This is a genomic window from Inquilinus limosus (assembly GCF_002195995.1).
Classification (GTDB): domain Bacteria; phylum Pseudomonadota; class Alphaproteobacteria; order DSM-16000; family Inquilinaceae; genus Inquilinus; species Inquilinus limosus_C.
This window is the reverse complement of record NZ_NHON01000001.1, coordinates 123,366-145,696: the sequence shown is the minus strand read 5'-3', so window position 1 is coordinate 145,696 and position 22,331 is coordinate 123,366. Positions and strand designations below refer to the sequence as shown.

Sequence of the window (22,331 nt, the reverse complement as noted above, 5' to 3'; positions counted from 1 at the left end):
CGCCCTCGGGCAAGGATTGGGGTATCATCTCATGCCCCTTCCATCGCAAAGACGGTGCGGCACGCGCTGTTATCCTGATGCCAGGTCGTGTCGAAGGCGGAAAACGGCACAGGCGTGAACGCAATCTTCAGCCCGTCCGACGCGGCCGCGTGCAGCACCTCGCCAATGACTGCGATCAGGCGCGGCAGCGCGATGCTGCCGCCACCGCTGCCCATCAGTTCGATGGCCGAGGCGCGCATGATGCCTCCCGGCAAGGTAATGTCCGCCGCCGAGATCGACCCGATCTGGACAGAACGCATGGGAATTGCGTCGCGACCCGCGCTGGCGGTGGCGATCAGCAGGTTTTTCGCGCTAGCCGCCCAGAGATAGTCCGGCACGACATCGACGCCTTGGGCGAACTCCTCCATGAAGCGATGCTGAAGATCGCCCCTGTTCTCAAGCATGTCCTCGACGAGCCGGATCGTCACATCGGCGCCGAGCGATCGCACCTCTTCAAGGGCGCAGACGTTCCTGCCGATCGACACGATGCGGCCCGTACCCAGCAGCCTGGCGATCTGGACGGCAAGGCGACCGGCGGTGCCGGTGGCGCCGTTGATCAGCACCGTCTCTCCGGGCTTCATCCTCGCGCGCTCGGTCAGTGCGGCCCAGGAGGACATGCCGGGATTGGCAATGGCGACGGCGGTGAGGTCATTGGGCCCGTCAGGCACCGGCACGCAAAGCCGCACATCCACCACGGCGTATTCAGCCATGCTGCCATAAGGTGCGCGCGGCGTCGCGAAATAGACCCGGCTGCCGCCATCCAGCAGCCCCGCGCCGTCCATGCCGACCCCGAGGGGAAGCTGGGCGTCCACCGTATAATGCGCGCCCGAGGCCCGCGCCTTGACCAGATGGCTGATCGCGGCGGCGCTGACCCGGACCGGACTTTCGCCCGGTGCGGGGATCGGGACGGGGCGTTCCGCCAGGGGGGGAGCCTGCCCGGCAGCCGAAACGATCGCGGCCCTCATTGCTGTGCCTCCCAATGCGCAGGCAATCCCATGCGGTCGAGGCAGGTTTCGAGCTCTGCAGACCCCGCCGGGCCGAGGGGCAGGACCGCTGCAACATAGCCGTCGGGCCGGACCAGCACGCATTCGCCCGGCGCCAGCTCGTAAGTCGCGTCGACATGATCCCAGGCGTCGACGATATCGCCCTTTTCGCCGAGACGATGGATATGCAGCCCCGTCCGGGGCGCGACAGCGCCTTGTCCGTTAACGAGCAGCGTCCAGTGCGGCCCCCTGAACAGCTGGAACAGCCGCGACGGCTGGCCGGCCGCACCTGCGACCGGTGCGTCCGGAGCGCGGTCGCCGGCCCGAACGCCATCCCTGTGCGAGGGGGATTCCACGCTGACCGGCGAATTCGGATAGCCGATGTCGAGCTGCCATACCTCCCGCCCGCGCTTGATCTCGCCGCGCTTGCCGGCGTCGAGCAGCCGGGTCGAGAGGCCGAGCATCGCCTCGGCCACCGGGCGGCGTTCGCTCTCGTAGCTGTCGAGCAGGTCGTCGCTCGCGCCGCGCAGCACGGCTGCCAACTTCCAACCAAGATTGTAGGCGTCCTGCACGCTGGTGTTCAGGCCCTGGCCGCCAGTCGGCGGATGGATATGGGCGGCGTCGCCAGTCAGGAACACTCGGCCGACACGGTAACGCTCTGCCAGCCGAGCGTTCATCGCATAGGCCGAGGCCCAACTCACCGACTGTACCCGAACGTCGCTGCGTTCCGTCCGCTCGGCGATCATCTGCTGCAGCCCTTCGGCGGACAGATCGACCTCGCCTTCCTGCGGCACAGGGCCCTGAAGCTGGAACAGGTCGGTTCCTCCCAGCGGACAGATCGAGATCATCCATTGCATGTCGCCGTCGTTGAACTGGTGCCACCAGCCCCGGTCGAGCCCGGTCAGCGCGACATCGGCCACCATGGCGCGCACGCCCAGCGTCTTGCCAGGAAAGTCCACACCGAGCGCGCCCCGCACGAAGCTGCGCCCGCCATCCGCACCGACGAGATAGCGAACGCGAAACGTCTCCTCGCGATCCGGCCCGGAGAGCCGCGCCGTGACGCCGTTGCCGTCCTGCTCGAAGCCGACCAAGGCGCAGCCGAACTCGACCTGCCTGCCCAGTTCGGTGAGCCGTTCCCGCATGATCCGCTCCGTCATAAACTGCGAGATCATCAGCGGGATGTGATACGGCTCCGCTGGCGACGGTTCGGGCCTTTCGCCGAGATCCTTTTCGACGAAGCTTCCATCCGGCCGATAGTCACGCATCATGGGATAGATGCTGCCGGCGGCGAAGACCTTGTCGAGAATGCCGAGATCTTCGAACACTTCCTGCGTTCGCGGCTGGATGCCCTTGCCGCGTGAGCCGTAGAACGGCTCCACCGTCTTGTCGATGAGCCGGAAGGACACGCCGCGCCGCGCCAGTTCGATCGCCAGCGTCAGGCCAGCCGCTCCCGCACCGCAGACGAGTACGTCTGCCGCAAAATCATCTGCCATATTGGTCTCCATGCGTGTATTATGCACGTAATAGGAGATGCGGTATGCCGTCAACAGGAAAAGTGCAAATTACACATATTCGCCGTCAGGTCCGCGAACTGCATGGGGCGCTAATCGAAATCGCGAGCCTCATGAACCGGCCACAGCGCGACGAGCAGATGGTGCGTGAAGCCGGCATTGCCCTCGACCGTGCGCTCTTCCCGCTTCTCGTCGGGATCGAGCGGCTGGGGCCCATCGGAGTCATGGAACTGGCCGACCGGGCCGGCCGCGACTACACCACCGTCAGCCGCCAGGTGGCGAAGCTGGAAAGCCTGGGCTTAGCCGAGCGCAGGCAAAGCGCCGCCGATCGTCGCGTCAACGAAGCCGTGGTGACGCCGAAGGGCAAGGCGATGACCGACAAGATCGACGCCGCCCGCGAGCGCATCGCCAGCGCCGTCTTTGCAAGCTGGGATCCATATGAAATTGACGAACTCGTGCGCCTGATGCGTAAGTTCGCCGACGCAATGGGCGGGGAACCGGAAGCACCCGGTTGATCGTCACCGCAGCAGATCGACCCGGGCCGACTGACGTGGCCGCCGACGATATTGACGTCGGACGGCAATCATTTCGAGGGCGACAATGGGCTGCTTACCAACTTAGTCTAGTCTAGGAGGACTCCACAAGGCGGCCTCCACCGTTTCCATTGTGGGCAGTTCGTTCAACGGAGGGACGATCGCCGGCATCGTTGAGGCCATAGAGTCCGGTGATGCCGAGGGGCTTGTCACGTTCGCGGCCTTGGACTCTGGCGATCAGCATAGCGGTTTGCCATAGCCCAACCCTGCTACCACGGCTACCGCTCTCCACCGGATGTGATCCCAGCGTGCCGTCTGGATATATCTCCGCTTTACCCTGAGCGACCGCGACGTCGAGGACCTGCTCGTTGAGCGCGGCATCGAGGTGTCGTACGAGACGATCCGTCGATGGGTGATCAGCTTCGGTCCCGCAATCGTTCGGCGTCTTTGTGCATGGCGACCGGCTCCGCATCGGCGATGGCACCTCGACGAGGTGTTTGTCTGGATCGGCGGCAAGCAGATGTACCTGTGGCGTGCCGTCGATGTTGAGGGTGAGGTGCTCGAGGTGCTGGTTCAGGCTAGGCGGGATGCGGCTGCCGCCTGCAAGCTGATGCGCAAGCTCCTCAAGAAGCAGGGGATCTCCCCGAACGAGTGGGTCACCGACAAGTGTCCGGCCTACACCGCTGCGCTTCGCGATCTGGGCCTGGGCGCCGCAGTTCACATCAGAGCCAAGCGGCAAAACAACCAGGCCGAAAGCTCGCATGTCCCGATTCGGCGACGCGAGTGCAAGCCGCAACGGTTCAAATCCGCCGCGTCGGCGCAGCGGCGCCTGCCGATGCATGCTGCGACCTGCAACACCTTCAACGTATGCCGTCACCTCACCATCGCCCGCACGCACCGCCGCTTTCGCGTGGCGGCGATCGCGGCATGGCGGGATGCAGCCGGCGTTGCAGCCTGAGCCTGGCGGATGCCAGCCTCTTCGCGGCCACGCTCGACAATGTGACAAGCCATTCGCCCGGACGCTTACAGCGAAGGCAATGTTCGAACCGCTGTTACATTGCGTCAGCAGAGCCCTCCGTGGGGGCTTTGAGCGCGATCCGTCCGCTCAGATCGGGGGAAAGGGTGAAGGGTTTCGGATGGCGGCCCGTGGAGACCTGTCCGCCTGCGCTGAGGGCCGACGTCCGAAACCCTTCGCCGTAGCGGCCGTGGAGAGGGGGCTGATGATGGGCCATTTCGCTGACCTGATGCCGATCGCTGCCGACTCCTCGACATGGGGATCGAGGGCAACGTCGGCGCTGAAGCGATCAGCTTGCGCGGGACGTCTTATATTGAGGATCTCACCGCCGCTGTGGTCGGGCTGGCAGTCCAATGATCGTGCATCAGCGTAGATGGTTGCGTGTCCCCGCAACCACCTTTGTTATAACTCGATACACATCGAGATCTAATCCAGAGCCCCGCCTCAAAAAGGCGGGGCTTTCTCCGTTCTGCGGAGCGGTTAGAGGAAGTGCGGCCAACGATGGGACGGTCGTCCTGTCTGGCACGGATCCCAGCAGGGATGCCCAGCCAAACCGGTTGCTTTCGTGTGTCCACACATGGGCACCGGTGACGGGATTGGACTCGGCCTCGACGGCCGGGCGGTCGTCGAGCATCGGATGCAGCAGGACCTGGAAGGCGAGAGCGCCCTGGTCGCGCGTGGCGATCGCGAGAGCCGCCGCCGAAGCTGTCGCCGACAACGCCGACCGGCGCGGATGCCTGCTGCCGCTGCAGCCAGCTCAACGCCAGCATCCCGTCTTCGAATGCGGCGGGAAAGGGATGTTCGGGCGCGAGGCGGTAGTCCGGCGACGCGACGAGGCAGCCTGTCCGCACGGCGAGTCGCTGCAGGAACGGCAAAGCCAACTCCAGACGGCCGAGGACAGAGCCGCCACCATGAAGGTGCAGGATGCTGTCACGGGGGGCGGGGCCTTCCACGCACACCGCGAGGATTTGAAGATCGCGGTCTCCGGGCCGGGCAACGCGGACGTTCGCAGTATTGGTGCCGATGCCATCGACGAGTTCAAGCGGTGGCGGCTCATGCGCGCGGGCGTCCCGGCGGGCCTGCTCCAGGGTCGAACTGTCGAGCCGGAGCGTAGCAAACGCGGCAACCAGGCCGCGCATCTCGGAGGCCAACTCTGGGTCAGATGTCATCGGGCACCTGTCTCCATCATCAACATCGGGTGATCTTCACCGAAAGACGCCCTTGATGAAGGTCAGTCAGGGGCCGGCACGCTGTCCATTGCGGCAGTAACCCGATTCCCGGCCGTCGCAACGGCGCGGTCGCACAGAGGCGGCATCCTGGAGGGCAGATGACACCGTCCAGACTTGGCCAAGGGAAGGGACCAATGCCCGAACGCATCTCTACCTCGAAAACCGAACCGCTCGATCTTCTCGGGCCGCACATTCGGCTCATCACGCCACTACCGGAGGAAGGAAACGGGTACTGCGTGTTTGAGGGGCGCGTCCCGCCGGGGGTTTTTGTGCCGATCCACGCGCATGACGATCGAGAGACTTTCTACATCCTGTCCGGCGAGATCGACGGGCTGCTGGGAGCCGAGTGGCGCCGCTTCGGCAGAGGCGACGTGTTCGACGTGCCGAGCGGTGCGAAGCATGCCTTCCGCAACGTGTCGGCCGCCGAGGTCTTACTGCTCGTCGTCACCACCATGGCGCTCGGTCGGTTTTTTCAGGAGGTCGGTCGGCCGCTGGCGGCGGTACCGCCGGGGCCTCCATCGGCAGAGACGTTGCAGCGTTTCGCCCGGGAATCGCTGGCCCGCGGCCATTGGCTCGGGGGTGTCGAGGACAACGCCGCCGTCGGCATCACTTTGTCCTTCACCTGATGCAACCGATGACAAACAGAGCTTCACGCGTGAAATGGGCACCCGGCGTTTCACCTCCAGTCTCGGGCGCAAGCGGCGCTACCTGCATTCGAAGCGACGGCATCGCGTCACCCTAGGTATTCGACGGGCAGCGTGAAGATGTAGCCGACGCCGCGCTCGGTCTGGATCAACCGTGGCGCGCTTGGGTCCGCCTCCATCTTTCGCCGAAGCCTCAACACGGCAACGTCGACAGATCGGTCGAAAACATCTTCATGCAGCCGCGTGGCATGAAGCAGTTGCTCACGAGAGAGAGGTCTCTGGGGGGCATCGACGAACGCGACCAGGAGTGCGTATTCGCCCTTGGACAATGCGACCACGGTGCCGGCCGGGTCGGTCAGGCTGTGGAGTCGGCGGTTGAGCACCCAACCGCCGAAGCGGTAGCGGCCGCGGGCCTCGTCAGGCCTCGGCAGCGATCTGGCAAGCAGCCGTCTCCGTAAAACGGCCCTTATCCGGGCCACGAGCTCACGCAGGCCGGTGGATCCGGTGATGCAATCATCCGCGCCGAGCTCCAGGCCCTGAACGCAGTCGAATCCGTCGGTCGGGTGTTTGCTCACGATAATGACCGGTACGCCAGAGGATCGGGCTGCCCGAAGGATCTCCACTCAGCCTGTCCGGCTGGAGGAGAGATCGAGGAGCACAAGGCTCGGCTTTTTCCTGGCGACGTCGCGGAGACCGTCATCCAGGTTCGACAGCGACGCAACGCGAAACCCATGACGGTCCAGGTCATCGAACCTGCCAGGGCGTGTTGAATCTCTGTTGATGACCAACACCCGCGGGAGGTGGGCGCCGTCCCACGCCGCGGTCCAGGCAAAGCCAGTCGAGTTCACGTCGGTTTCGCAGTCCATTGCATCAGGCTCCATGCTGCGTCGCTGCCGGGCCGGGGCAGAGTTGCCGCTGCTGTCATGATCCTCAGGCCTTCACCGCGCGGCGGAAGGAATGGCGCTGCGGTCGGGGCGATCCGGCCCGGATGCGCGACGTTGGGGGCTTCGTCAGGCCGGAACGACGGGCGCCTTCTGCTTGAGCAGGGCGTCCATCACTTTCGGGTCGAGGTTCAGATGGGCGTCCACCAACTCCCGCGGGGTGAGCGCCATCCATTGGTTCAGCGAGAGATCGGCGTAGTAGCTGCTCTTGAAGCTCTCGACGAAGCGCACCGGTGTGTCGCCGACGTTCTCGATGTAGTGGCCCATACCGAAGGGCACATAGCCGACATCGCCCGCCTGGAAGTCGAAGGTGCGCGCCTGGCCGGAGCCGGCGAAGACGCCCATCCGGGCCTTGCCCTCGATGTAGTACAGCCACTCGTCCCCGTTGGGATGCCAGTGCAGCTCGCGCAGGCCGCCTGGCTCGATCTCGATCAGCGCCGCCGCGATCGTGGTGGAGACGGGAAAGGTGTTGGAGTCGACGATACGCACGGTGCCGCCCTTCGTCCGGATCGGTTCCTGTGCAAGCAGACGGTAGCTGAAGGTCTGCGGCACCGCCGCTACACCAGTCGGCTTGTCGGAGGTCAGAGGGCCGGGCAGCGGCGCCGGGAAAATGTAGCGCTGGCTCGGGTCGGGGGTATGCCCGAACATCGTGGCCGGGACGCCGAAATTCTTGCCGAGCACCTCGGTCGGCGTCCGCTTGAACCAGTCCGTGATCAGGAAGGTGTTGTCCTCGTCGAAATCCCCATCGTCGAACACAAGGAGGAATTCACAGCCATCCGGACCCAGGCCCTGGATGGAATGCGGTGTGCCGGACGGGAAGTACCAGAGGTCGCCGACCCCTACGTCGTCAACGAAATACTGCCCCCGCGCATCGATCGCCGTGATGCGCGCGCTGCCGTAGAGCATGTAGGCCCACTCGGCTGCCTTGTGCCAATGCAACTCGCGTACGCCTCCGGCATTGAGACGCATATTCACGCCGGCCATGGCCTTGGAGACGCCGAGCTCTCGCTGCGTGACCTGCCTCGTCCAGCCGCCGGATTCGAGCCGCATATGTGCATCCGAGAACGAGAACCGCAGGTTCGGCAGCGTGCCGTGGTCGGTGGCGGGTGGAGCGTAGAGATCGGGATTTTCGAGAGCCCTCGAGAGATTCCCGGGGCCAGGATCTGTTCCGCCAACACCTGGACGCTGGGGCAATGGCGTGGCCTGTCCGGCGTTCGCATCCCCGGCGGTGGCCGCAATTGCCAAGCCGCCGGCGGCTGTCGCCGCCAGCATTCCGCGGCGTGTGATCTGATTCATAATACGTCCTCGTTTGCTCGTTGACCGTTTGGGGCCGAGATCGCGTTGCGAGAAGCCGGATCTGCTGCGACCGTGATCGGCTCGATGTTCGATCTGCGGGGCGCGCCCGGCCCGGAGAGAGGGCCGCATTGACGCGACGTCATCGCTGGCGACGGAGACTAGCGTGAACGCAACTCCTGCCTGCGTTGCGTAGTGCAGTGAAGCGTTAACGCACGCAAATGGCCGCGTCGCTCGTTCTGACCAGCGTGTGACAGACTAGAATTCTTCGATATAGAGAATGTCTTGAGAGCGACGCCGGCAGCAGGCCGGACGCAGAGAAGGTCTCAATCAACGACCATGCGGATTCGGCTCCGGTGTCGTCACCGCGTTCGGGAAGGACTGCCATGGCCGATCCCCTTCAAATGTTCTCGTGGGATGACTTGCGCATCGTCCGGGCAATTGGCGAACATGGCAGCCTCATGGCTGCGGCGGTTGCGCTCGGCGTGAACCATTCAACGGTGTCCCGGCGGCTCTCGGCCATCGAGGAGATATTGGGTACGTCCCTCTTCGACAGGCGTCGCAGCGGGTACGTGCCGACGAGCGCAGGCCGCGAGATGCTCGCCCTCGGCGATCGTGTCGGGGCGGATATCGTCAGTGTGGCACGCCGCGTGTCTGGACATGCCCAGAGTCACGTCGGCGATCTGCGGGTGACCACCAGCGATGCCCTTCTGCTGGATTTCCTGATGCCGATCATTGCCGGTTTCCAGGCAGCCAATCCGGAGATCCGGATAGAGCTGATCGTTAAGAACAACCATTTGAACCTCGCTCGCGGCGACTCGGATATCGCCTTTCGTGCGACTGCCAGTCCTCCGGACAATCTGTTCGGCCGCAAGATCGCAACTGTCGCGTGGGCCGTCTATGGGCGCAGGATCGACTATATCGGGGCCTCACCAACTTCGGATGAACTTTACCGGTCCACGTGGACGTCGTACGGCAACGATCTCTCCCGCCTGAAAGCGTATGAGTTCGTTGAAGACCGCGTGCCTCGGGAGAAGATCGTGTTTCGATGTGATTCCGTCGTGGCCGCAGCCTCGGCGATTGCTGCCGGCATCGGCATTGGGTTTCTGCCATGCATGCATGGTGATCTGGTGCCGAGCTTAGTGCGCGTTAGCCCAGTGCAGCCGGAGGTCTTTGACGAACTGTGGATCCTGACTCATCCAGACATCCGCAAGTCGGGGCGAGTCTATGCTTTTATGGATTATTGTGCTCGGGCCATCGTCAAGCAGTGCGACTTCATAGAGGGTCGGGAGGCTCGGATCAGCCATGTTGTCGTCCCCGATCGATAGCCCGCGACCCGCGTAGCCGATCTCCCGCGCAGCCGGGTGCCGACTCCTCGCCTACGGCATCACCGCACCGTCACCACTGAGCTGCAGTCGCCGCCGAAAAAGGGCCTTGCACTCACTACGAGAGCAGGACCGAGGGGCGGATCCCGCGACGGATTGACGAGATAGACAGGTCCGTCCTTGTCGGTGGCCGGGGTGTCGACGGCGAGCGAGGATCCCAACACTGCGGCGACGGCGAGCATCGCGGATCCGCATATGACGGTGGTGAGCTGCATCGACCCCGCAGACGATTCCGGAGCATAGGCATCACGGAGGGATCGAAGTCGGGTTGTGGGATGCGAGAACGGAACGTTGATCTTTCGTACGCGCCACATCGGTTGCCTCCGTGTGATACGGCCTTTGACTATCCTCTTGTAGGGGGCTGTTGCAGAGATACAGTCGATGGGGCGGTTTGAGTCGTCAATTGAGGTATAGTTTCGTAAATAATGCATCTTGTTGGTTTTTGGCTGTCATCGACGCTGTATCGAGGCCGGAGCTGTGCCGTGGATTGATCGATTGGGTATCGGAACGGATCGTTTTGGCAAACGCATCTTCCACTGGTGAAAGGGGGCGTGCCAGAAGCCACGGTTCGAGGACTTGCCCAAAGCGCGCGACGTGATCTGGGCGCTTCCGGACGATCCTCCAGGGGCCGCTTGGTCCGGATCTCTGCGCTTCCGGCGCCGCGAAGCGAGAGGTCTCTCACGTCCCCGTCCGCGAAGACCGGGCCGTCGGATCTGCGTCGGGCTTGGCTGGCATCCCGCCGGAGCCTGGAAGCCGACACAACGCGGGTCAGCTGAGGCGTTCGACCGGCAAGGTGAACACATAGCAGAGACCCCGCGCGATCTGTACCACCTCGCGTGTGCAGGGAGCGCGCTCCAGCTTCCGTCGTAGCCTAAGCACCCGCACATCGATGGTCCGGTCGGAAACCTTGCCGTGCAATCTGGTCGCCTCGGCGAGATGCGGCCTGGAAAGCGGTCTTTGCGGAGCATCGAGGAACGCGGCCGGCAGCGCGTGGTCGCTTTTCGAGAGACGGATCTTCGGCCCGGCCTCGGCCATCAAGATCCGTAGCCGGTGCTCGAGAACACAGCCGCCGAACCTGCAGCGCTGATAGCCCTGTAGCCCTGGTTGGGGGCCCGCATCGAGCTGGAAACAAACCGCAGCTCGCGCTCCCCTTGCGGGTCTGGCCAGATCGGCCCGGTCGCGGTGGCCTGGATACTGATCCTCAGCATGACAGAGGACTCATTGAGAGGGGCCGGCGCGATAGTCCCGGCCCCTTAAGGCCGGTGTCCCGTACCTGGACGGGACGATGTCTGCTGCCGGAGCCCATATGGGCGTCGCTGCCTCGGGAGCTCAGGGTGTGAACGCGGCCAGGCCCGCCTGGGCGATCTGGACGTCGTGATCGGGCGTATCCGCGCTGACGCCGATGGCGCCAATCACCCTTCCGTCGAGGACGATCGGCAACGCGCCCTTCATCTCGATGAAGTCGGACGCCGTGACCGCTGCGGTCCGGCCATTGTTGATGGCATCCTCCAGGGCTTGGCTAGGCCTCTTGAACAGGGCGGCCGTTCGTGCCTTGCCCGGCGCCAGCACCACGCCGGCGACGAGGGCCGCATTGTCCATGCGTTCGATCACGATCGGCCATCCGCCGTCATCGACGATCGCGATGACACCGGGCCAGCCGTTTCGCTGCGCCTCGCCCTCGGCGGCCGCGACCATCTTGCGTGCGGCTGCGAGGGTCAGCACTTTCTTCTCCGTCACCTGCGCATGCGCGTCCCGCTGCGACAGGACCAGTCCGCCGAGCGCGACGGCGAGTACGAGACCAAGGATATGACGCATCGGGGATTCCATTCGGGAGTGGGGCAGGGTGCTTCCAAGAGTAGGGCGGGGTGGGATAGCCGCCTCCGAACCGGTGCCTATTTCAGCGTCGCCAGGTAGGCTATGAGATCGGCCCGGTCCTGGTTATTCTTGAGGCCGGCATACGGCATGGTGTTGCCTGGGACGGCTTTCTGCGGGGCCGCGAGATAGGCGTTCAGGGTCTTCTCGTCCCAGACGATCCCGGATTGCTTCATCGCATGGCTGAATCGGAAGCCGGGAGCCGTGCCGGCCGTCCTGCCGACAACGCCCTGAAGCCCCGGGCCTGTTCGATTGGTCTGGTCCTTCGCATGGCAGGCGGCGCAGGCCTTGAACACGGTCTCCCCGTGCGCGGTGTCCTGCGCGTGGCCGGGGCTGGCGGCGCCGATCAGGGCGGCGGCCAGCAATGCGGTCCGAAAAGTCTGGTTCATCTGACACTCCTGTCCGAAACCGTTGCGATCAAAGCTGCCGAGGACGCTTGATGTAGTCGCCGAGGTCGTCGCCGAGCTTGAGCGCCATCGCGCCCAGCGGCCCGGTCGGGTTGTATCCGGCGTTGAACGGGTAGGTGGACGCCCCGACCACGAAGAGGTTCTCTGCATCCCAATGCTGCAGGTGGGGTGACACGACGCTCGTCCGAGGATCGCTCCCCATGATTGTGCCGCCGGTCACGTGCGTGGTCTGATAGACACGGGAATCGTAGGGGGCTTGGCGCGGCGCGCTGGGCGGCGCGATGTCGGCGCCCGTCGCCCGTGCGATCTCGTTGACCTTGCCTGCCAGATGCTCGGACATCCGACGCTCATTGTCCCGGACGTCGAAGGTCAGGCGCAGCAACGGCTGACCATAGGCGTCGACATAGGTCGGGTCGAGGTCGAGATAGTTGTCCCGGTGCGGATACCAACTGCCATGGACGTAGATGTTGAAGCTGTGCGCATACCAGTCGGCGGTCGCCTGCTTCCACTTCGAGCCCCAGGGCGGTGTGCCGGGCGGCACCGGGTGGGTGGCGATGGGGCGCCCATTGGTCACGTTGGCATAGATGTAGCCGCCGCCGAGAAATCCGAGCCCGCTGTGATCGAAATTGTCGCCATTGAATTCGTCGATCACTGTCTGCGAGGCGCCGGAGGCCAGGAACGGATTGGTCCACCGATTCTTGAAGTAGACGTTCGTGCCGAACATCGTCTGGTGGCAGAAGTTCCTGCCGACGACACCGTGGCCGGTCTTGGGGTCGTAGGGCGTGCCGATCCCAGCCATCAGCAGGAACTTGGTGTTCGACATGGTGAAGGACGACAGCACCACGATGTCGGCCGGCTGCTCAAATTCCTGGCCAGTGACGAGGTCGAGATAGCGCACGCCGGTGACCCGCCTGGCCTGGTGGTCGTAGTCGACGCCCAGGACATGGGTGCGCAGGCGTAGCTCGAAGTTCGGCCGCTGCAGCAGCATCGGGTAGAGCAGCACTTCAGGGCTGCCCTTGGCGTTGGCCTCGCAGATGAATCGCTCGCAGTGCCCGCAGAACTGGCATTGGCCGAGCTGCATGCCATCGGGATTGGTGTAGGCCTCCGGCGAGTTTGCGGCGGCCATTGGAAAAGGCCGGTGGCCAAGCTTCTCCGCCGCCTCGCTGAAGATCAGCCCCGCTTCGGTGATGGGCAACGGCCTTTGCGGGTACTCGTTCTGGCGCGGCGCTTCGAAGGGGTTCCCGCCGTCTTGAATCTTGCCGCGCAGGTTGCCGGCCTTGCCGGAAATCCCAAACAGCTTCTCGAAGAGGTCATGATAGGGCTCCAGCTCGGCATAGGTGACGCCCCAATCCTGGATCGCCATCTCGGCGGGGATCGCCTTCTTGCCGTAGCGATCCTCAAGGCGAGTCCGCAGGACCGGATCATATTCCGCCCAGCGCCAAGTCTGGCCGTTCCAATGATTGGCCGCGCCGCCCATGCCCTCACCGGGGAGGAAGGCTTCCGGGCGCCGGATCGGCAGCGCGGTCTCGTCGGTCGCATGGCGCAGCGAGTAGGTCTGGATGGCCCAGTCCTGGAACAGACCGCCATGCACGCCCCAGCGCAGCTCGTCGCGCTGGGTCGGCAGCTTCGCCTCTGCGGCCTGGCTGCGGTCGGCGCCCCGCTCCAGTACCAGGGCATCGATGCCCCTGGCGGTCAACTGCCGGGCGGCCAGGGCGGCGGTGAGCCCGCCGCCGACGAAGACGACAGTACGGCGTTTCAAGCGCGTAGCCATGGCACTCTCCCTCAGCTGAAATCGGCGATGGACATGGGCTCGGCGGCGCCGGGATAGGGCTTGCCGCGGAAGTCGATCATGTCCTGGGCGTGGGTGGCCGGCAGGCCGGGATAGCCGATCATCTTCCAGAACACCTTGCCGGCGTTGCCTCCATAGATGGGGTCGGCGAAGCAGGCCTGGATGAACAACGGGTAGACCAACTCGTTGAACCAGGAGGCGAGCGGCACGCGCTCATCCGTCACCTTGCCGCCGGCCACGTCGTGGAGAAAGCCGTCGGCCTCGGCCTCGGCCTCGGCAAGCTCGCCGAACCCCTTGCCGAACCGCTGCCGGCAGGCGGCGTCAGCCGCGGCGATCCCGACCTTGAAGAACTGCTCGGGCGTCAGCGGCAGCTGGTAGCCGAGCTGCGGCTTCCCCTGCTGCCACGGACCGCGCATGTACAGGCGGTCGCCTTTGCCGAAGCCGCCAGCGAGCTGCCGGTCGATGAAGACGGCAAGGCCGCAGTCGACGCCGGACGGCGTCAGCCCGTCGGCCGGACACATCACATCGACAAGGGCCTCGACGAATCCGGCCTCGTCGGGTCCGAGGCTGAGATAGCCGGCGGCCGGCGGCGGCAGCGCGGCGTCGCCCACGGGCTGGGCCGAGGATGGCTGCGGCCTTCCCAACAATGCGGCGGCTGCTGTGCCACCGAGGAAGAGGCGCGGGGCCAGAGGTGCGGCGCCCGTTGCGGCTAGGATGCTGCGACGCGTGAACTGTACCATGAGCGTTCCTTGCTTTCTTGATGATCGCGGCTGGCGATCCCGTCCGCTGGGCTGGGGAAGAACGGATTTGCTCCGCTCCGTCTTCTGGGCGTCAGATCACGCCCCCGTTGGCACGCAGGACCTGCCCGTTGATCCAGCCGCCATCCGGCCCCGCCAGGAAGGCGACGGCCGCCGCGATGTCGAAGGGCGTGCCCAGCCGCTCCAGCGGTGGGATACTCGCCAGCCGGTCGACCACCTCCTGCGGCTTCCCGTCCAGGAACAGAGGCGTCGCGGTGGGGCCGGGGGCCACAGCGTTCACGGTGATGCTGCGGCCTCGAAGCTCCTTGCTCAGGACGCGGGTGATCGCTTCGACCCCCGCCTTGGTGGCGGCATAGACCGCATGGTTGGGCTGGAACAGGCCGACGGCGCTCGACGAGACGTTGATGATCCGGCCGTTGTCACGCAGCATCCGGGTCGCCTCACGCAGCGTGTTGAAGGTCCCCTTCAGGTTGACCGCGATCTGGCTGTCGATCAGCGCGTCGTCGCTGGTCGCGACGGAGGCCGTCTTCATGATGCCGGCGTTGTTGACCAGGACATCCACCCCTCCGAAAGCGGATCTCGCGGCATCGAACAGCTCGGTGACCGCCATCGGGTCGCTGACATCCGCCTGCACCGCGATGACCCGGCCTCCGGCGTCGGTGATCGCGGCCGCCAGGTCACGGGCGCCTTCGGCGTAGCGGACATAGTTGATGGCGACGGCGAAACCATCCTGCACAAGCCGTTTTACAATTGCGGCTCCAATGCCGCGCGAGCCGCCGGTGACGATCGCCGATCTCCGCGGCGCGGGATCCGCTGCACCGGCATTCGCTTTGGCCGGCAGGATGGCCTTCCGCGACGTGCCGTGGAGTGGGGCCGGATAGTTGTCCTGGCTCGGCGCGGCAGCGGTGATCCCGAGTGGCTCACCGATCGGGCCGGCAGGCTCGCCGACGGCCTCGACCCCGAGGCGACCCAAGAGCTGCCGGTGGCATGCCAGCGCCCCGCTGGCGGGAGGCCGGAACCAGGATGCCGTGAACCAGGTACCGCTTTCGTCGCGCAATTCGCAGGACAGCTTGACGGCCAACCGATCGCCGCCGGCGGTCAGCATTCTCTCGATGAAGGACGAACCCGGCTCGTGCATCCATACGGGATCGAGAACGTCCCCGTTTCGAAGTCCATGGATATCGCGGTGCCTGTCGTCGAAGGGCGACAAAGGGCCTGTCATCTCTGCCTCGCGTTGATCAGCTCGGTGTCTCGATCCGCCTGGGCCTTTGCCGGCCGGGAGGAGAAGAGGGGCGCATCGGCGTGGCGTCATCGCCGAGACAGGAGGCTAGCCCGAGAGTGGCGCCCGCTCGCGTTGCATAGTGCAGCGATGTGTTAAAGAGCGCAGACGCCCCTCCCGGCCACCGAGGCCTGCGACGCGCGGAGGCCAGGGCCAAAAAGCGAGCCCAACCGCCGCGGGGCCGCCAGTTAACAATTTTTGCCGGAATTGACATGTTGGGAGCGACCGTATCGGGCACGGTCGTGACGGCGATCCCGCCACACCCCGCCGGCCGGCCCGGCAGTGCCCGCCTATGCGCGGCGGAGCCCGGCGCTAGGTCCGGTCTCCGCCGCGGCCCCACCACACGAGGTAGTTATGGCTGACCGCATTCCGCCCATGACACATGCCACCGGCACGCCGGTGGTCGACAACACCAACATCCAGACGGCCGGTCCGCGCGGCCCCGCCCTACTGCAGGACATCTGGTTGATCGAGAAGCTGGCCCATTTCGACCGGGAGGTGATCCCGGAGCGGCGCATGCACGCCAAGGGTTGGGGGGCGCACGGCACCTTCACCGTGACGCATGACATCACCCGCTACACCAAGGCGAAGATCTTCTCTGAAGTCGGCAAGCAGACACCGATGTTCGCCCGCTTCTCGACCGTTGCCGGAGAACGCGGTGCTGCCGATGCCGAGCGCGATATCCGCGGCTTCGCGCTGAAATTCTACACGGAGGACGGCAACTGGGATGTCGTCGGCAACAACACCCCGGTGTTCTTTTTCCGCGACCCGCTCCGCTTCTCGGACCTGAATCATGCCATCAAGCGTGACCCGCGCACCGGGCTGCGCTCCGCCGACAACAACTGGGACTTCTGGTCCCTGCTGCCCGAGGCGCTGCACCAGGTCACCATCGTCATGTCGGACCGTGGCATCCCGAGCAGCTTCCGGCACATGCACGGGTTCGGCAGCCACACCTTCTCGATGATCAACGCCGACAATGAGCGGGTTTGGGTGAAGTTCCATTTCCGCACCCAGCAGGGGATCCGGAACCTGACGGACGGGGAGGCGGAAGCGGTCGTCGCCGGCGACCGAGAGAGCCACGGCCGGGATCTCCTCGACAGCATCGAGCGCGGCGATTTTCCGCGCTGGACGCTGTTCATCCAGGTCATGACCGAGGCGCAGGCGAAAAGCTTCCGCTTCAACCCGTTCGACCTGACCAAGGTCTGGCCCAAGGCGGAGTATCCGCTGATCGAGGCCGGGGTGGTGGAGCTGAACCGCTATCCGGACAACTATTTCGCCGAGGTCGAGCAGGCCGCTTTCTCGCCGGCCAATGTGGTGCCTGGCATCGGCTTCTCGCCGGACAAGATGCTGCAGGGCCGGCTGTTCTCCTACGGCGACACGCAGCGCTACAGGCTCGGCGTCAATTTCAACCATATCCCGGTGAACGCCCCGAAGTGCCCGTTCCACAGCTATCACCGGGACGGCCAGATGCGGACCGATGGCAATCTCGGCGCCACCCCGAACTACTGGCCCAACAGCAAGGGAGCGTGGATCGATCGCAACGAGGCGCTGATCGAACCGCCGCTGCCGCTGGAGGGCGACGCGACATACTGGGACCATCGCGTCGACGACGACCACTACGAGCAGCCCGGCAATCTGTTCCGGAAGATGACCCCGACCCAGCAGCAGCTGCTGTTCGAGAACACGGCGCGGGCGATGGGCAATGCCCGCGTCGAGGTGAAGGAACGCCACATCGCCAATTGCGGCAAGGCCGACCCGGCCTACGGCGCGGGCATCGCCGCCGCGCTCGGCCTGCCGTTCCGTCGCGCCGGCGAATGAGCGGCAACGGGACGGTTCATTTCAGACCCACGGAGGCATCCCATGACCACGATTGACGGAATCGGCATCCCGGACAGCAGGCTGTGCCGCGATATCACCCAGCTCGTGCGCGACATCGAGCCGGAGCTTCTGTTCCACCACTCCAGCCGGGTCTACTATTTCGGCGCGCTCACGGGACTTCGGCGCGGTCTCAACTTCGATCGTGAGCTTCTCTATGCCGGCGCGATGTTCCACGACATGGGGCTTACGGCACAGCACAGCAGCCGGGACGAGCGCTTCGAGGTCGATGGCGCCAACGCAGCCCGTGACTTCCTGAAGGGGCGGGGCATCGCTCCGAGCGATGTCGACCTTGTCTGGACTGCCATCGCGCTGCACACGACGCCCGGCATCCCCGTGCACATGCATCCGGTCGTCGCCCTGGTCACCGCTGGGGTCGAGATGGATGTCCTGGGCATCGCCTACGAACAGTTCCCGGACACCCAGCGCGAGGCGGTGGTACACGCGCATCCACGGACACCGGACTTCAGGGAGGACATCATCCAGGCCTTCTACGAGGGGAACAAGCACAAGCCGGACACGACCTTCGGCAACGTCAATGCCGACGTACTCGCCGACAAGGACGTGCATTTCCACCGCGGCAACTTCTGCAGCGTGATCCGTCAATCCCGATGGAAGGGCTGGCCACACGGCGAGGCGCATCACCACTAGGCGCACGGCCCGCGCCGTCATCTCCGGTGAAGGTGGGCTGGGCACGGTCGAGGCCGCTGCCCAGCCGCCGTTCGATCGTGCAGCGCGTTCAATCTAATTTTGCAAAAATGCCGTTTCCAATGTTCGGTCGTCTGACCGATCATTTTCCGCGATTGCTGTCGCGATTGCGGTCCGGATGTCGCCAGGAACTGGCCACGGGCAGGATGGGCTCCTTGCCACGGCGGTCACGAGCCACCAAACGCAATCGTTCCTCTCCGGAACCACCCATCTGCAGCCATGCTGCAACACCCAGGCGCTGATCGGGTCGAGATCGTCTGGATGCCGATCGCGAACCACATCAGTGGAGAGGCGACAATGAACAGTGCGTGAGGAAGTCGAGAACCTCAGTATCGGGACGCAGTGGGATGAGCATTCTGGAAAACGACGATGAGGGAGAGGCGTTTCTCTTTGGTCCATATCGGCTGATCCCGTCGAAGCGGAAACTCCTTGAGGGTGACCGGAGCGTCGGTCTGGGAAGCCGTGCCTTCGAGATGCTGGAGCTTCTTGTTCGCAGGCGCGGCCAAGTCGTGTCCGGACGGGAGATCCTGGAGCATGTCTGGCCGGATGTCGTCGTTGAGGAAGCAAACCTCCGAACGCAGATGTCGCATCTTCGCGCCGCCCTGGGGCAGGAAGCGGGGCAGCCGACCTACATTACCAACATCCGGGGTCGAGGCTATTCCTTCGTGGTGCCGGTCGAGCATTCGGTCGCCCCGCCACCGGCGCGCCCGAACGCCGCGCTCCCCAGGTCCTGGAGCCTGCCGGGGCGCCTGCAGAGGCTAGTCGGCCGACGGACCTGCCTGGCCTCGCTGCCCGGCCTGCTGAGGGCGAAGCGCTTTGTCACGATCGTCGGGCCCGGTGGCATCGGGAAGACCACGCTGGCGATCGAACTCGGGCACATCGTCGCCGACGAGTTCGCATGCGATGTCTGCTACGTCGATCTGGGGGCGATCAAGACCGCGGATCTGGTGATATCCGAGGTAGCAGCGGCGTTGGGCTATTCGGTGCGGTCCGGTGATCCCGTAGTCGGGCTCGCGTCCTTCGTTGCCGACCGCTATGTGCTGTTGATCTTGGATTGCTGCGAGCATGTGATCGAGACTGCCTCGGCGCTCGCCGCCGAGCTGTTCCAGCGGACGCCGCGGCTCCACATCATGGCCACCAGCCGGGAGCCTCTAAGGGCCGAGGGTGAGACTGTCCACCTTCTGGATCCGCTGCAGCTCGCTTCCGATGCGCCGGATCTCACCGCCTGTGAGGCGCTCTCCGTCCCGTCGGTGCAACTGTTCATGCAGCGCGCCGCCTCCAGCGGGTATATCGCGGAGCTCCAGGACTGCGATGCGCCCAAGGTCGCGCAGATCTGCCGGCAAGTGGACGGCAATCCCCTGGCCCTCGAGCTCGCCGGAAGCCGATTGATCACCTATGGCTTCACCGGCTTGCTGGCGGCGCTCGGCGGTCGGGCCATTCTCGGCTGGCCGGGTCGCCGGGCCGAACTGCGGCATCGAACGTTGGAGGCCACTCTCGACTGGAGTTTCCAACTGTTGACGGCGATCGAGCGACGGGTGCTGTCACGTCTTTCGATTTTCGCCGGGTCGTTCACGATGCGGGCCGCCCAGGCCGTCGCGCAGGACAATGCCAACGATTCGTGGATGGTCGCCCGGGCGGTCGAGAGCTTGGTCGACAAGTCGCTCGTCGCGATCCGCGTCGGCGGCGGGGCGCATTCCTTCCGGCTGCTGGATGTCACGCGATTCTATGCGGAGCTGAAGCTGGCGGAAGGCGACGAAGGGCCGACAGTCGCGAGGCGTCACGCAGTGTTCTGCGCCGAAGACCTGCAGCGGCGGGAGCCGCCGCGAGGAACCGAGCCGGCCCGAGGCCGCAGCGCCTATGGACCGCTGACAGGAGACGTCCGTGCGGCGTTGGAGTGGTGTTTCTCCCCGGTGGGGGAGTCTGGGCTTGGCGTCATCCTTGCCGCACAGGCGTCCACGATGTTCCTGGACCTCTCGATGCTCGATGAATGTCTGAGATGGTGCGGGGCAGCGCTGGCTCATCTCACCGAATCGGACCGGGTCTCGGCCCTCGGCCTCAAGCTGCGGGAAGCCCTTGCGCTGTCGATGATGTACACGTCCGGGAACGATGAGAGCGTGGGCGATGTGATCCGCGGCGCCTTGGATACCGCTGTCGCACTCGGCGAAAGACAGTCCCAGCTTCACCTGTTGGCCGGGCTGAATCTCTATCTCACCCGCCGGGAGGATTTCGTTGGAGCGTTGGAGGCTGCGGAACGCTTCAGTGCCACGGCCGACGGATCGCATGACAACGTCGAAATCGTTGCCGCCGAATGGATGCTGGGAGCGACCCAGCACCTGATCGGCCACCAGCGGCTGGGGCAGGAGATCCTCGAGCAGGGCTTCCGGCATGCCAGGGCCCTCGGCGTCCGTAAGATCCATTATTTCGGCTTCGACCACGGGCGTCGGGCCGTCGTGACGAGAACGTGGACAGCATGGCTCCGTGGAATGCCGGACAAGGCGATCCGCTATGCCAACGAAGCTCTCAACATGTCGACCGAGCCGAAGCACCCGGTCACGCTCTGCATGACCTACCTTTACGTCACGCGGGTCATCCTGTGGTTGCGGGATCTGGACTGGGCGGAAACCCTGGTCGACGCTCTCACCGATCTTGCAACCAGACATAGGCTGAACCCGTATCTGACCGGCGCACGGGCGCTGAGGGGAGAGCTGCTTCTGGCCCGCGGGCAAACCGAGCCAGGCCTTGCTTTGCTGAGAGAGACCCTCGAACCTTTGCGGGAGGAGCAGCAGACCATCGTTCTGACGACGACGCTGCGAGCCTATGCCGAAGGTCTCGCCCGCGTCGGCGGGATCGAAGAGGCGGCCGAAACGATCGCGGCGCTTGTCTCCCGCGCCGAGGGCAAGGCGCCTACCTACATGTTGCCGGAACTGCTCCGCACCCAGGCCGACATCATGCTCGCGGCCGGGCGTGACCAAGACCACCACGCCGAGGCCTGCTACCGGAAGGCTGTGGCCTGCGCACAGCGGGATGAGGCGTTGGGGTGGGAGTTGCGCGCGACTCTATCACTCGCCCGCTTCTGGATTGCGCACGACCGGACGACGGAAGCGGAGGAGGCGCTCGCGCGTATTCTCTGCCGGTTCACCGGGAAGCGAGATATGGGGGATTTGCTGGAGGCGGATCAGCTCCGCCGGGCCTGCTCCGCTCCCAGCCACCCTGCCGTCCGCCGGGTCGCCTGCCGGATCTGAGGCTTGCGGGGACGCTCTTTCGGTGTCCGTTATAAGGAACGCGGATTTCTGCCGTTCTGCAGCCAGATGCGGCGATGAGCGTCACACCGGGTAGAAATCAGCGTGACGGACATGTCCGGGCGGCGGGAGGATCCGGCGGTCAGCCTTTGTCGCTTCCTTGAGCGAGCCATGTCGTCGCCTGGCAAACGCAAGACAGGCAGCAGCACGGTCTCCCGCTTGCCGCCCCTTTCGGGCCGCGCAGATGCAGGAAGCTGGCCGCCCGGCCTCGGTTGTTGGTGCTTGCGATCCCTGGGAATCGTCGTGGTGGAAAGAAAAGAGCATTCAATCCACGTCGGATGATGAACGAATTATAAAAATCCTCAGCCAGAGAAGATATATCTATCCATAAAATAACACCTTGCCCGATCGGCGCCGATCTGATTTTTAGATTACGATGTCTTAGTGTCCAGTGCAGATCGCACGTATGATAAAAGATCGTCTTGTATCAAGGGTTTCACGAGATAGGCGAGAACACCAGAATCTTGAGACGATGACCTGAGATCTTCTCTCGGATATGCCGTTATGATAATCGTCGGGATGTTGATGGCGTTTGCCATGAGGTGATGGTGAAGCTCAAGTCCGCTTATTCCTGGCAAATTTGCATCGGCAACCAGGCAAGCGATCTGGAAGAGATCCGCAGACTCAAGAAAGCTCTCTGCGGATGTAAACGTTTCGACAGAAAATCCAACCGCTCTCATCAATCCCTTCATTGCCTCGCGCATCGAGCTGTCATCGTCCACGACGGCGATCAGGGATAGCATTTCAGCCATAGCCAAAGTCTCCGGATCG

The 22,331-nt window shown here is 64.6% G+C and carries 19 protein-coding genes and 1 pseudogene; 7 read left to right on the top strand and 13 right to left on the bottom strand.

Annotated elements, in window-relative coordinates:
* Positions 1–29: 29 nt before the first annotated feature.
* Complete coding sequence (locus BWR60_RS00630; protein ID WP_088149070.1) at positions 30–1,004, bottom strand: quinone oxidoreductase family protein; 975 nt, start codon at positions 1,002–1,004, stop codon at positions 30–32.
* Positions 1,001–2,515, bottom strand: a complete 1,515-nt coding sequence (locus BWR60_RS00625) for an FAD-dependent oxidoreductase (RefSeq protein WP_088149069.1) — start codon at positions 2,513–2,515, stop codon at positions 1,001–1,003. Before BWR60_RS00625 ends, BWR60_RS00630 begins: the two co-directional genes overlap by 4 nt.
* Before the next feature lie 44 nt (positions 2,516–2,559).
* Here BWR60_RS00625 and BWR60_RS00620 point away from each other — a divergent pair, with 44 nt between their 5' ends.
* Both BWR60_RS00620 and BWR60_RS00615 read left to right on the top strand, forming a co-directional pair.
* On the top strand, positions 2,560–3,048 hold the full coding sequence (locus BWR60_RS00620) for a MarR family winged helix-turn-helix transcriptional regulator (protein ID WP_088149068.1): 489 nt from the start codon (positions 2,560–2,562) through the stop codon (positions 3,046–3,048).
* A gap of 273 nt (positions 3,049–3,321) precedes the next feature.
* Positions 3,322–4,024: pseudogene (locus BWR60_RS00615) on the top strand (IS6 family transposase).
* A gap of 365 nt (positions 4,025–4,389) precedes the next feature.
* On the opposite strand, the gene BWR60_RS38875 reads toward BWR60_RS00615, so the two are convergent.
* A complete protein-coding gene (locus tag BWR60_RS38875; protein WP_230982913.1) occupies positions 4,390–5,220 on the bottom strand; it encodes an alpha/beta hydrolase fold domain-containing protein in 831 nt (276 codons plus the stop codon).
* A 224-nt stretch (positions 5,221–5,444) separates the two neighbouring features.
* On the opposite strand from BWR60_RS38875, the gene BWR60_RS00605 reads away from it, so the two are divergent.
* The gene (locus BWR60_RS00605) at positions 5,445–5,936 is read left to right on the top strand and encodes a cupin domain-containing protein (protein ID WP_179221568.1); all 492 of its coding nucleotides are present in this window, start codon (positions 5,445–5,447) and stop codon (positions 5,934–5,936) included.
* A 107-nt stretch (positions 5,937–6,043) separates the two neighbouring features.
* On the opposite strand, the gene BWR60_RS00600 is transcribed toward BWR60_RS00605, so the two are convergent.
* Both BWR60_RS00600 and BWR60_RS00595 read right to left on the bottom strand, forming a co-directional pair.
* Complete coding sequence (locus BWR60_RS00600; protein WP_218823247.1) at positions 6,044–6,577, bottom strand: winged helix-turn-helix domain-containing protein; 534 nt, start codon at positions 6,575–6,577, stop codon at positions 6,044–6,046.
* A 387-nt stretch (positions 6,578–6,964) separates the two neighbouring features.
* Complete coding sequence (locus BWR60_RS00595; protein ID WP_088149065.1) at positions 6,965–8,191, bottom strand: oxalate decarboxylase family bicupin; 1,227 nt, start codon at positions 8,189–8,191, stop codon at positions 6,965–6,967.
* A gap of 383 nt (positions 8,192–8,574) precedes the next feature.
* Between BWR60_RS00595 and BWR60_RS00590 the strand changes: the two genes are divergently transcribed.
* Positions 8,575–9,516, top strand: coding sequence for a LysR family transcriptional regulator (locus BWR60_RS00590; protein ID WP_088149064.1), 942 nt, complete (start codon positions 8,575–8,577; stop codon positions 9,514–9,516).
* A 59-nt stretch (positions 9,517–9,575) separates the two neighbouring features.
* On the opposite strand, the gene BWR60_RS36135 is transcribed toward BWR60_RS00590, so the two are convergent.
* The 7 genes from BWR60_RS36135 to BWR60_RS00560 all read right to left on the bottom strand — a co-directional run bounded on the left by BWR60_RS36135 (position 9,576) and on the right by BWR60_RS00560 (position 15,609).
* Positions 9,576–9,788 (bottom strand): hypothetical protein, encoded by a 213-nt coding sequence (locus BWR60_RS36135; protein ID WP_144445486.1) that lies wholly within the window; start codon positions 9,786–9,788, stop codon positions 9,576–9,578.
* Positions 9,789–10,341: 553 nt separating this feature from the next.
* A complete protein-coding gene (locus BWR60_RS00585) occupies positions 10,342–10,608 on the bottom strand; it encodes a winged helix-turn-helix domain-containing protein (RefSeq protein ID WP_088149063.1) in 267 nt (88 codons plus the stop codon).
* A 294-nt stretch (positions 10,609–10,902) separates the two neighbouring features.
* Positions 10,903–11,388: a GlcG/HbpS family heme-binding protein gene (locus tag BWR60_RS00580; RefSeq protein ID WP_088149241.1), complete on the bottom strand. Its 486-nt coding sequence runs from the start codon at positions 11,386–11,388 to the stop codon at positions 10,903–10,905.
* 77 nt (positions 11,389–11,465) lie between these two features.
* Positions 11,466–11,834 (bottom strand): c-type cytochrome, encoded by a 369-nt coding sequence (locus BWR60_RS00575; RefSeq protein ID WP_088149062.1) that lies wholly within the window; start codon positions 11,832–11,834, stop codon positions 11,466–11,468.
* A gap of 28 nt (positions 11,835–11,862) precedes the next feature.
* Positions 11,863–13,623 (bottom strand): GMC family oxidoreductase, encoded by a 1,761-nt coding sequence (locus BWR60_RS00570; RefSeq protein ID WP_088149061.1) that lies wholly within the window; start codon positions 13,621–13,623, stop codon positions 11,863–11,865.
* A gap of 11 nt (positions 13,624–13,634) precedes the next feature.
* Positions 13,635–14,381 (bottom strand): gluconate 2-dehydrogenase subunit 3 family protein, encoded by a 747-nt coding sequence (locus BWR60_RS00565; protein WP_088149060.1) that lies wholly within the window; start codon positions 14,379–14,381, stop codon positions 13,635–13,637.
* A gap of 91 nt (positions 14,382–14,472) precedes the next feature.
* Entirely contained in the window at positions 14,473–15,609 is a 1,137-nt protein-coding gene (locus tag BWR60_RS00560) for an SDR family oxidoreductase (RefSeq protein ID WP_343216333.1), read from the bottom strand.
* A gap of 444 nt (positions 15,610–16,053) precedes the next feature.
* Between BWR60_RS00560 and BWR60_RS00555 the strand changes: the two genes are divergently transcribed.
* The 3 genes from BWR60_RS00555 to BWR60_RS00545 all read left to right on the top strand — a co-directional run bounded on the left by BWR60_RS00555 (position 16,054) and on the right by BWR60_RS00545 (position 21,503).
* Positions 16,054–17,496, top strand: coding sequence for a catalase (locus BWR60_RS00555; protein ID WP_275542358.1), 1,443 nt, complete (start codon positions 16,054–16,056; stop codon positions 17,494–17,496).
* Positions 17,497–17,538: 42 nt separating this feature from the next.
* Positions 17,539–18,204 (top strand): HD domain-containing protein, encoded by a 666-nt coding sequence (locus BWR60_RS00550; RefSeq protein WP_088149057.1) that lies wholly within the window; start codon positions 17,539–17,541, stop codon positions 18,202–18,204.
* 404 nt (positions 18,205–18,608) lie between these two features.
* Positions 18,609–21,503 carry an ATP-binding protein gene (locus BWR60_RS00545; protein WP_088149056.1) on the top strand — a complete coding sequence of 965 codons (2,895 nt, stop codon included), beginning with the start codon at positions 18,609–18,611 and terminating at the stop codon, positions 21,501–21,503.
* Between the two features lie 428 nt (positions 21,504–21,931).
* Here the strand turns inward: BWR60_RS00545 and BWR60_RS00540 are convergent, their stop codons facing one another.
* The gene (locus tag BWR60_RS00540) at positions 21,932–22,312 is read right to left on the bottom strand and encodes a response regulator transcription factor (RefSeq protein ID WP_088149055.1); all 381 of its coding nucleotides are present in this window, start codon (positions 22,310–22,312) and stop codon (positions 21,932–21,934) included.
* Positions 22,313–22,331 lie beyond the last annotated feature (19 nt).

Excerpts from the sequence above, each read along its gene's own strand:
- BWR60_RS00630 (WP_088149070.1), bottom strand. The coding sequence starts at position 1,004 with ATGAGGGCCGCGATCGTTTCGGCTGCCGGGCAGGCTCCCCCCCTGGCG.
- BWR60_RS00565 (WP_088149060.1), bottom strand. The coding sequence starts at position 14,381 with ATGGTACAGTTCACGCGTCGCAGCATCCTAGCCGCAACGGGCGCCGCA.
- BWR60_RS00575 (WP_088149062.1), bottom strand. The coding sequence starts at position 11,834 with ATGAACCAGACTTTTCGGACCGCATTGCTGGCCGCCGCCCTGATCGGC.
- BWR60_RS00625 (WP_088149069.1), bottom strand. The coding sequence starts at position 2,515 with ATGGCAGATGATTTTGCGGCAGACGTACTCGTCTGCGGTGCGGGAGCG.
- BWR60_RS00580 (WP_088149241.1), bottom strand. The coding sequence starts at position 11,388 with ATGCGTCATATCCTTGGTCTCGTACTCGCCGTCGCGCTCGGCGGACTG.
- BWR60_RS00620 (WP_088149068.1), top strand. The coding sequence starts at position 2,560 with ATGCCGTCAACAGGAAAAGTGCAAATTACACATATTCGCCGTCAGGTC.
- BWR60_RS36135 (WP_144445486.1), bottom strand. The coding sequence starts at position 9,788 with ATGCAGCTCACCACCGTCATATGCGGATCCGCGATGCTCGCCGTCGCC.
- BWR60_RS00570 (WP_088149061.1), bottom strand. The coding sequence starts at position 13,623 with ATGGCTACGCGCTTGAAACGCCGTACTGTCGTCTTCGTCGGCGGCGGG.
- BWR60_RS00545 (WP_088149056.1), top strand. The coding sequence starts at position 18,609 with ATGAGCATTCTGGAAAACGACGATGAGGGAGAGGCGTTTCTCTTTGGT.
- BWR60_RS00605 (WP_179221568.1), top strand. The coding sequence starts at position 5,445 with ATGCCCGAACGCATCTCTACCTCGAAAACCGAACCGCTCGATCTTCTC.
- BWR60_RS00595 (WP_088149065.1), bottom strand. The coding sequence starts at position 8,191 with ATGAATCAGATCACACGCCGCGGAATGCTGGCGGCGACAGCCGCCGGC.
- BWR60_RS00555 (WP_275542358.1), top strand. The coding sequence starts at position 16,054 with ATGACACATGCCACCGGCACGCCGGTGGTCGACAACACCAACATCCAG.
- BWR60_RS00550 (WP_088149057.1), top strand. The coding sequence starts at position 17,539 with ATGACCACGATTGACGGAATCGGCATCCCGGACAGCAGGCTGTGCCGC.
- BWR60_RS00540 (WP_088149055.1), bottom strand. The coding sequence starts at position 22,312 with ATGGCTGAAATGCTATCCCTGATCGCCGTCGTGGACGATGACAGCTCG.
- BWR60_RS38875 (WP_230982913.1), bottom strand. The coding sequence starts at position 5,220 with ATGCGCGGCCTGGTTGCCGCGTTTGCTACGCTCCGGCTCGACAGTTCG.
- BWR60_RS00585 (WP_088149063.1), bottom strand. The coding sequence starts at position 10,608 with ATGGCCGAGGCCGGGCCGAAGATCCGTCTCTCGAAAAGCGACCACGCG.
- BWR60_RS00590 (WP_088149064.1), top strand. The coding sequence starts at position 8,575 with ATGGCCGATCCCCTTCAAATGTTCTCGTGGGATGACTTGCGCATCGTC.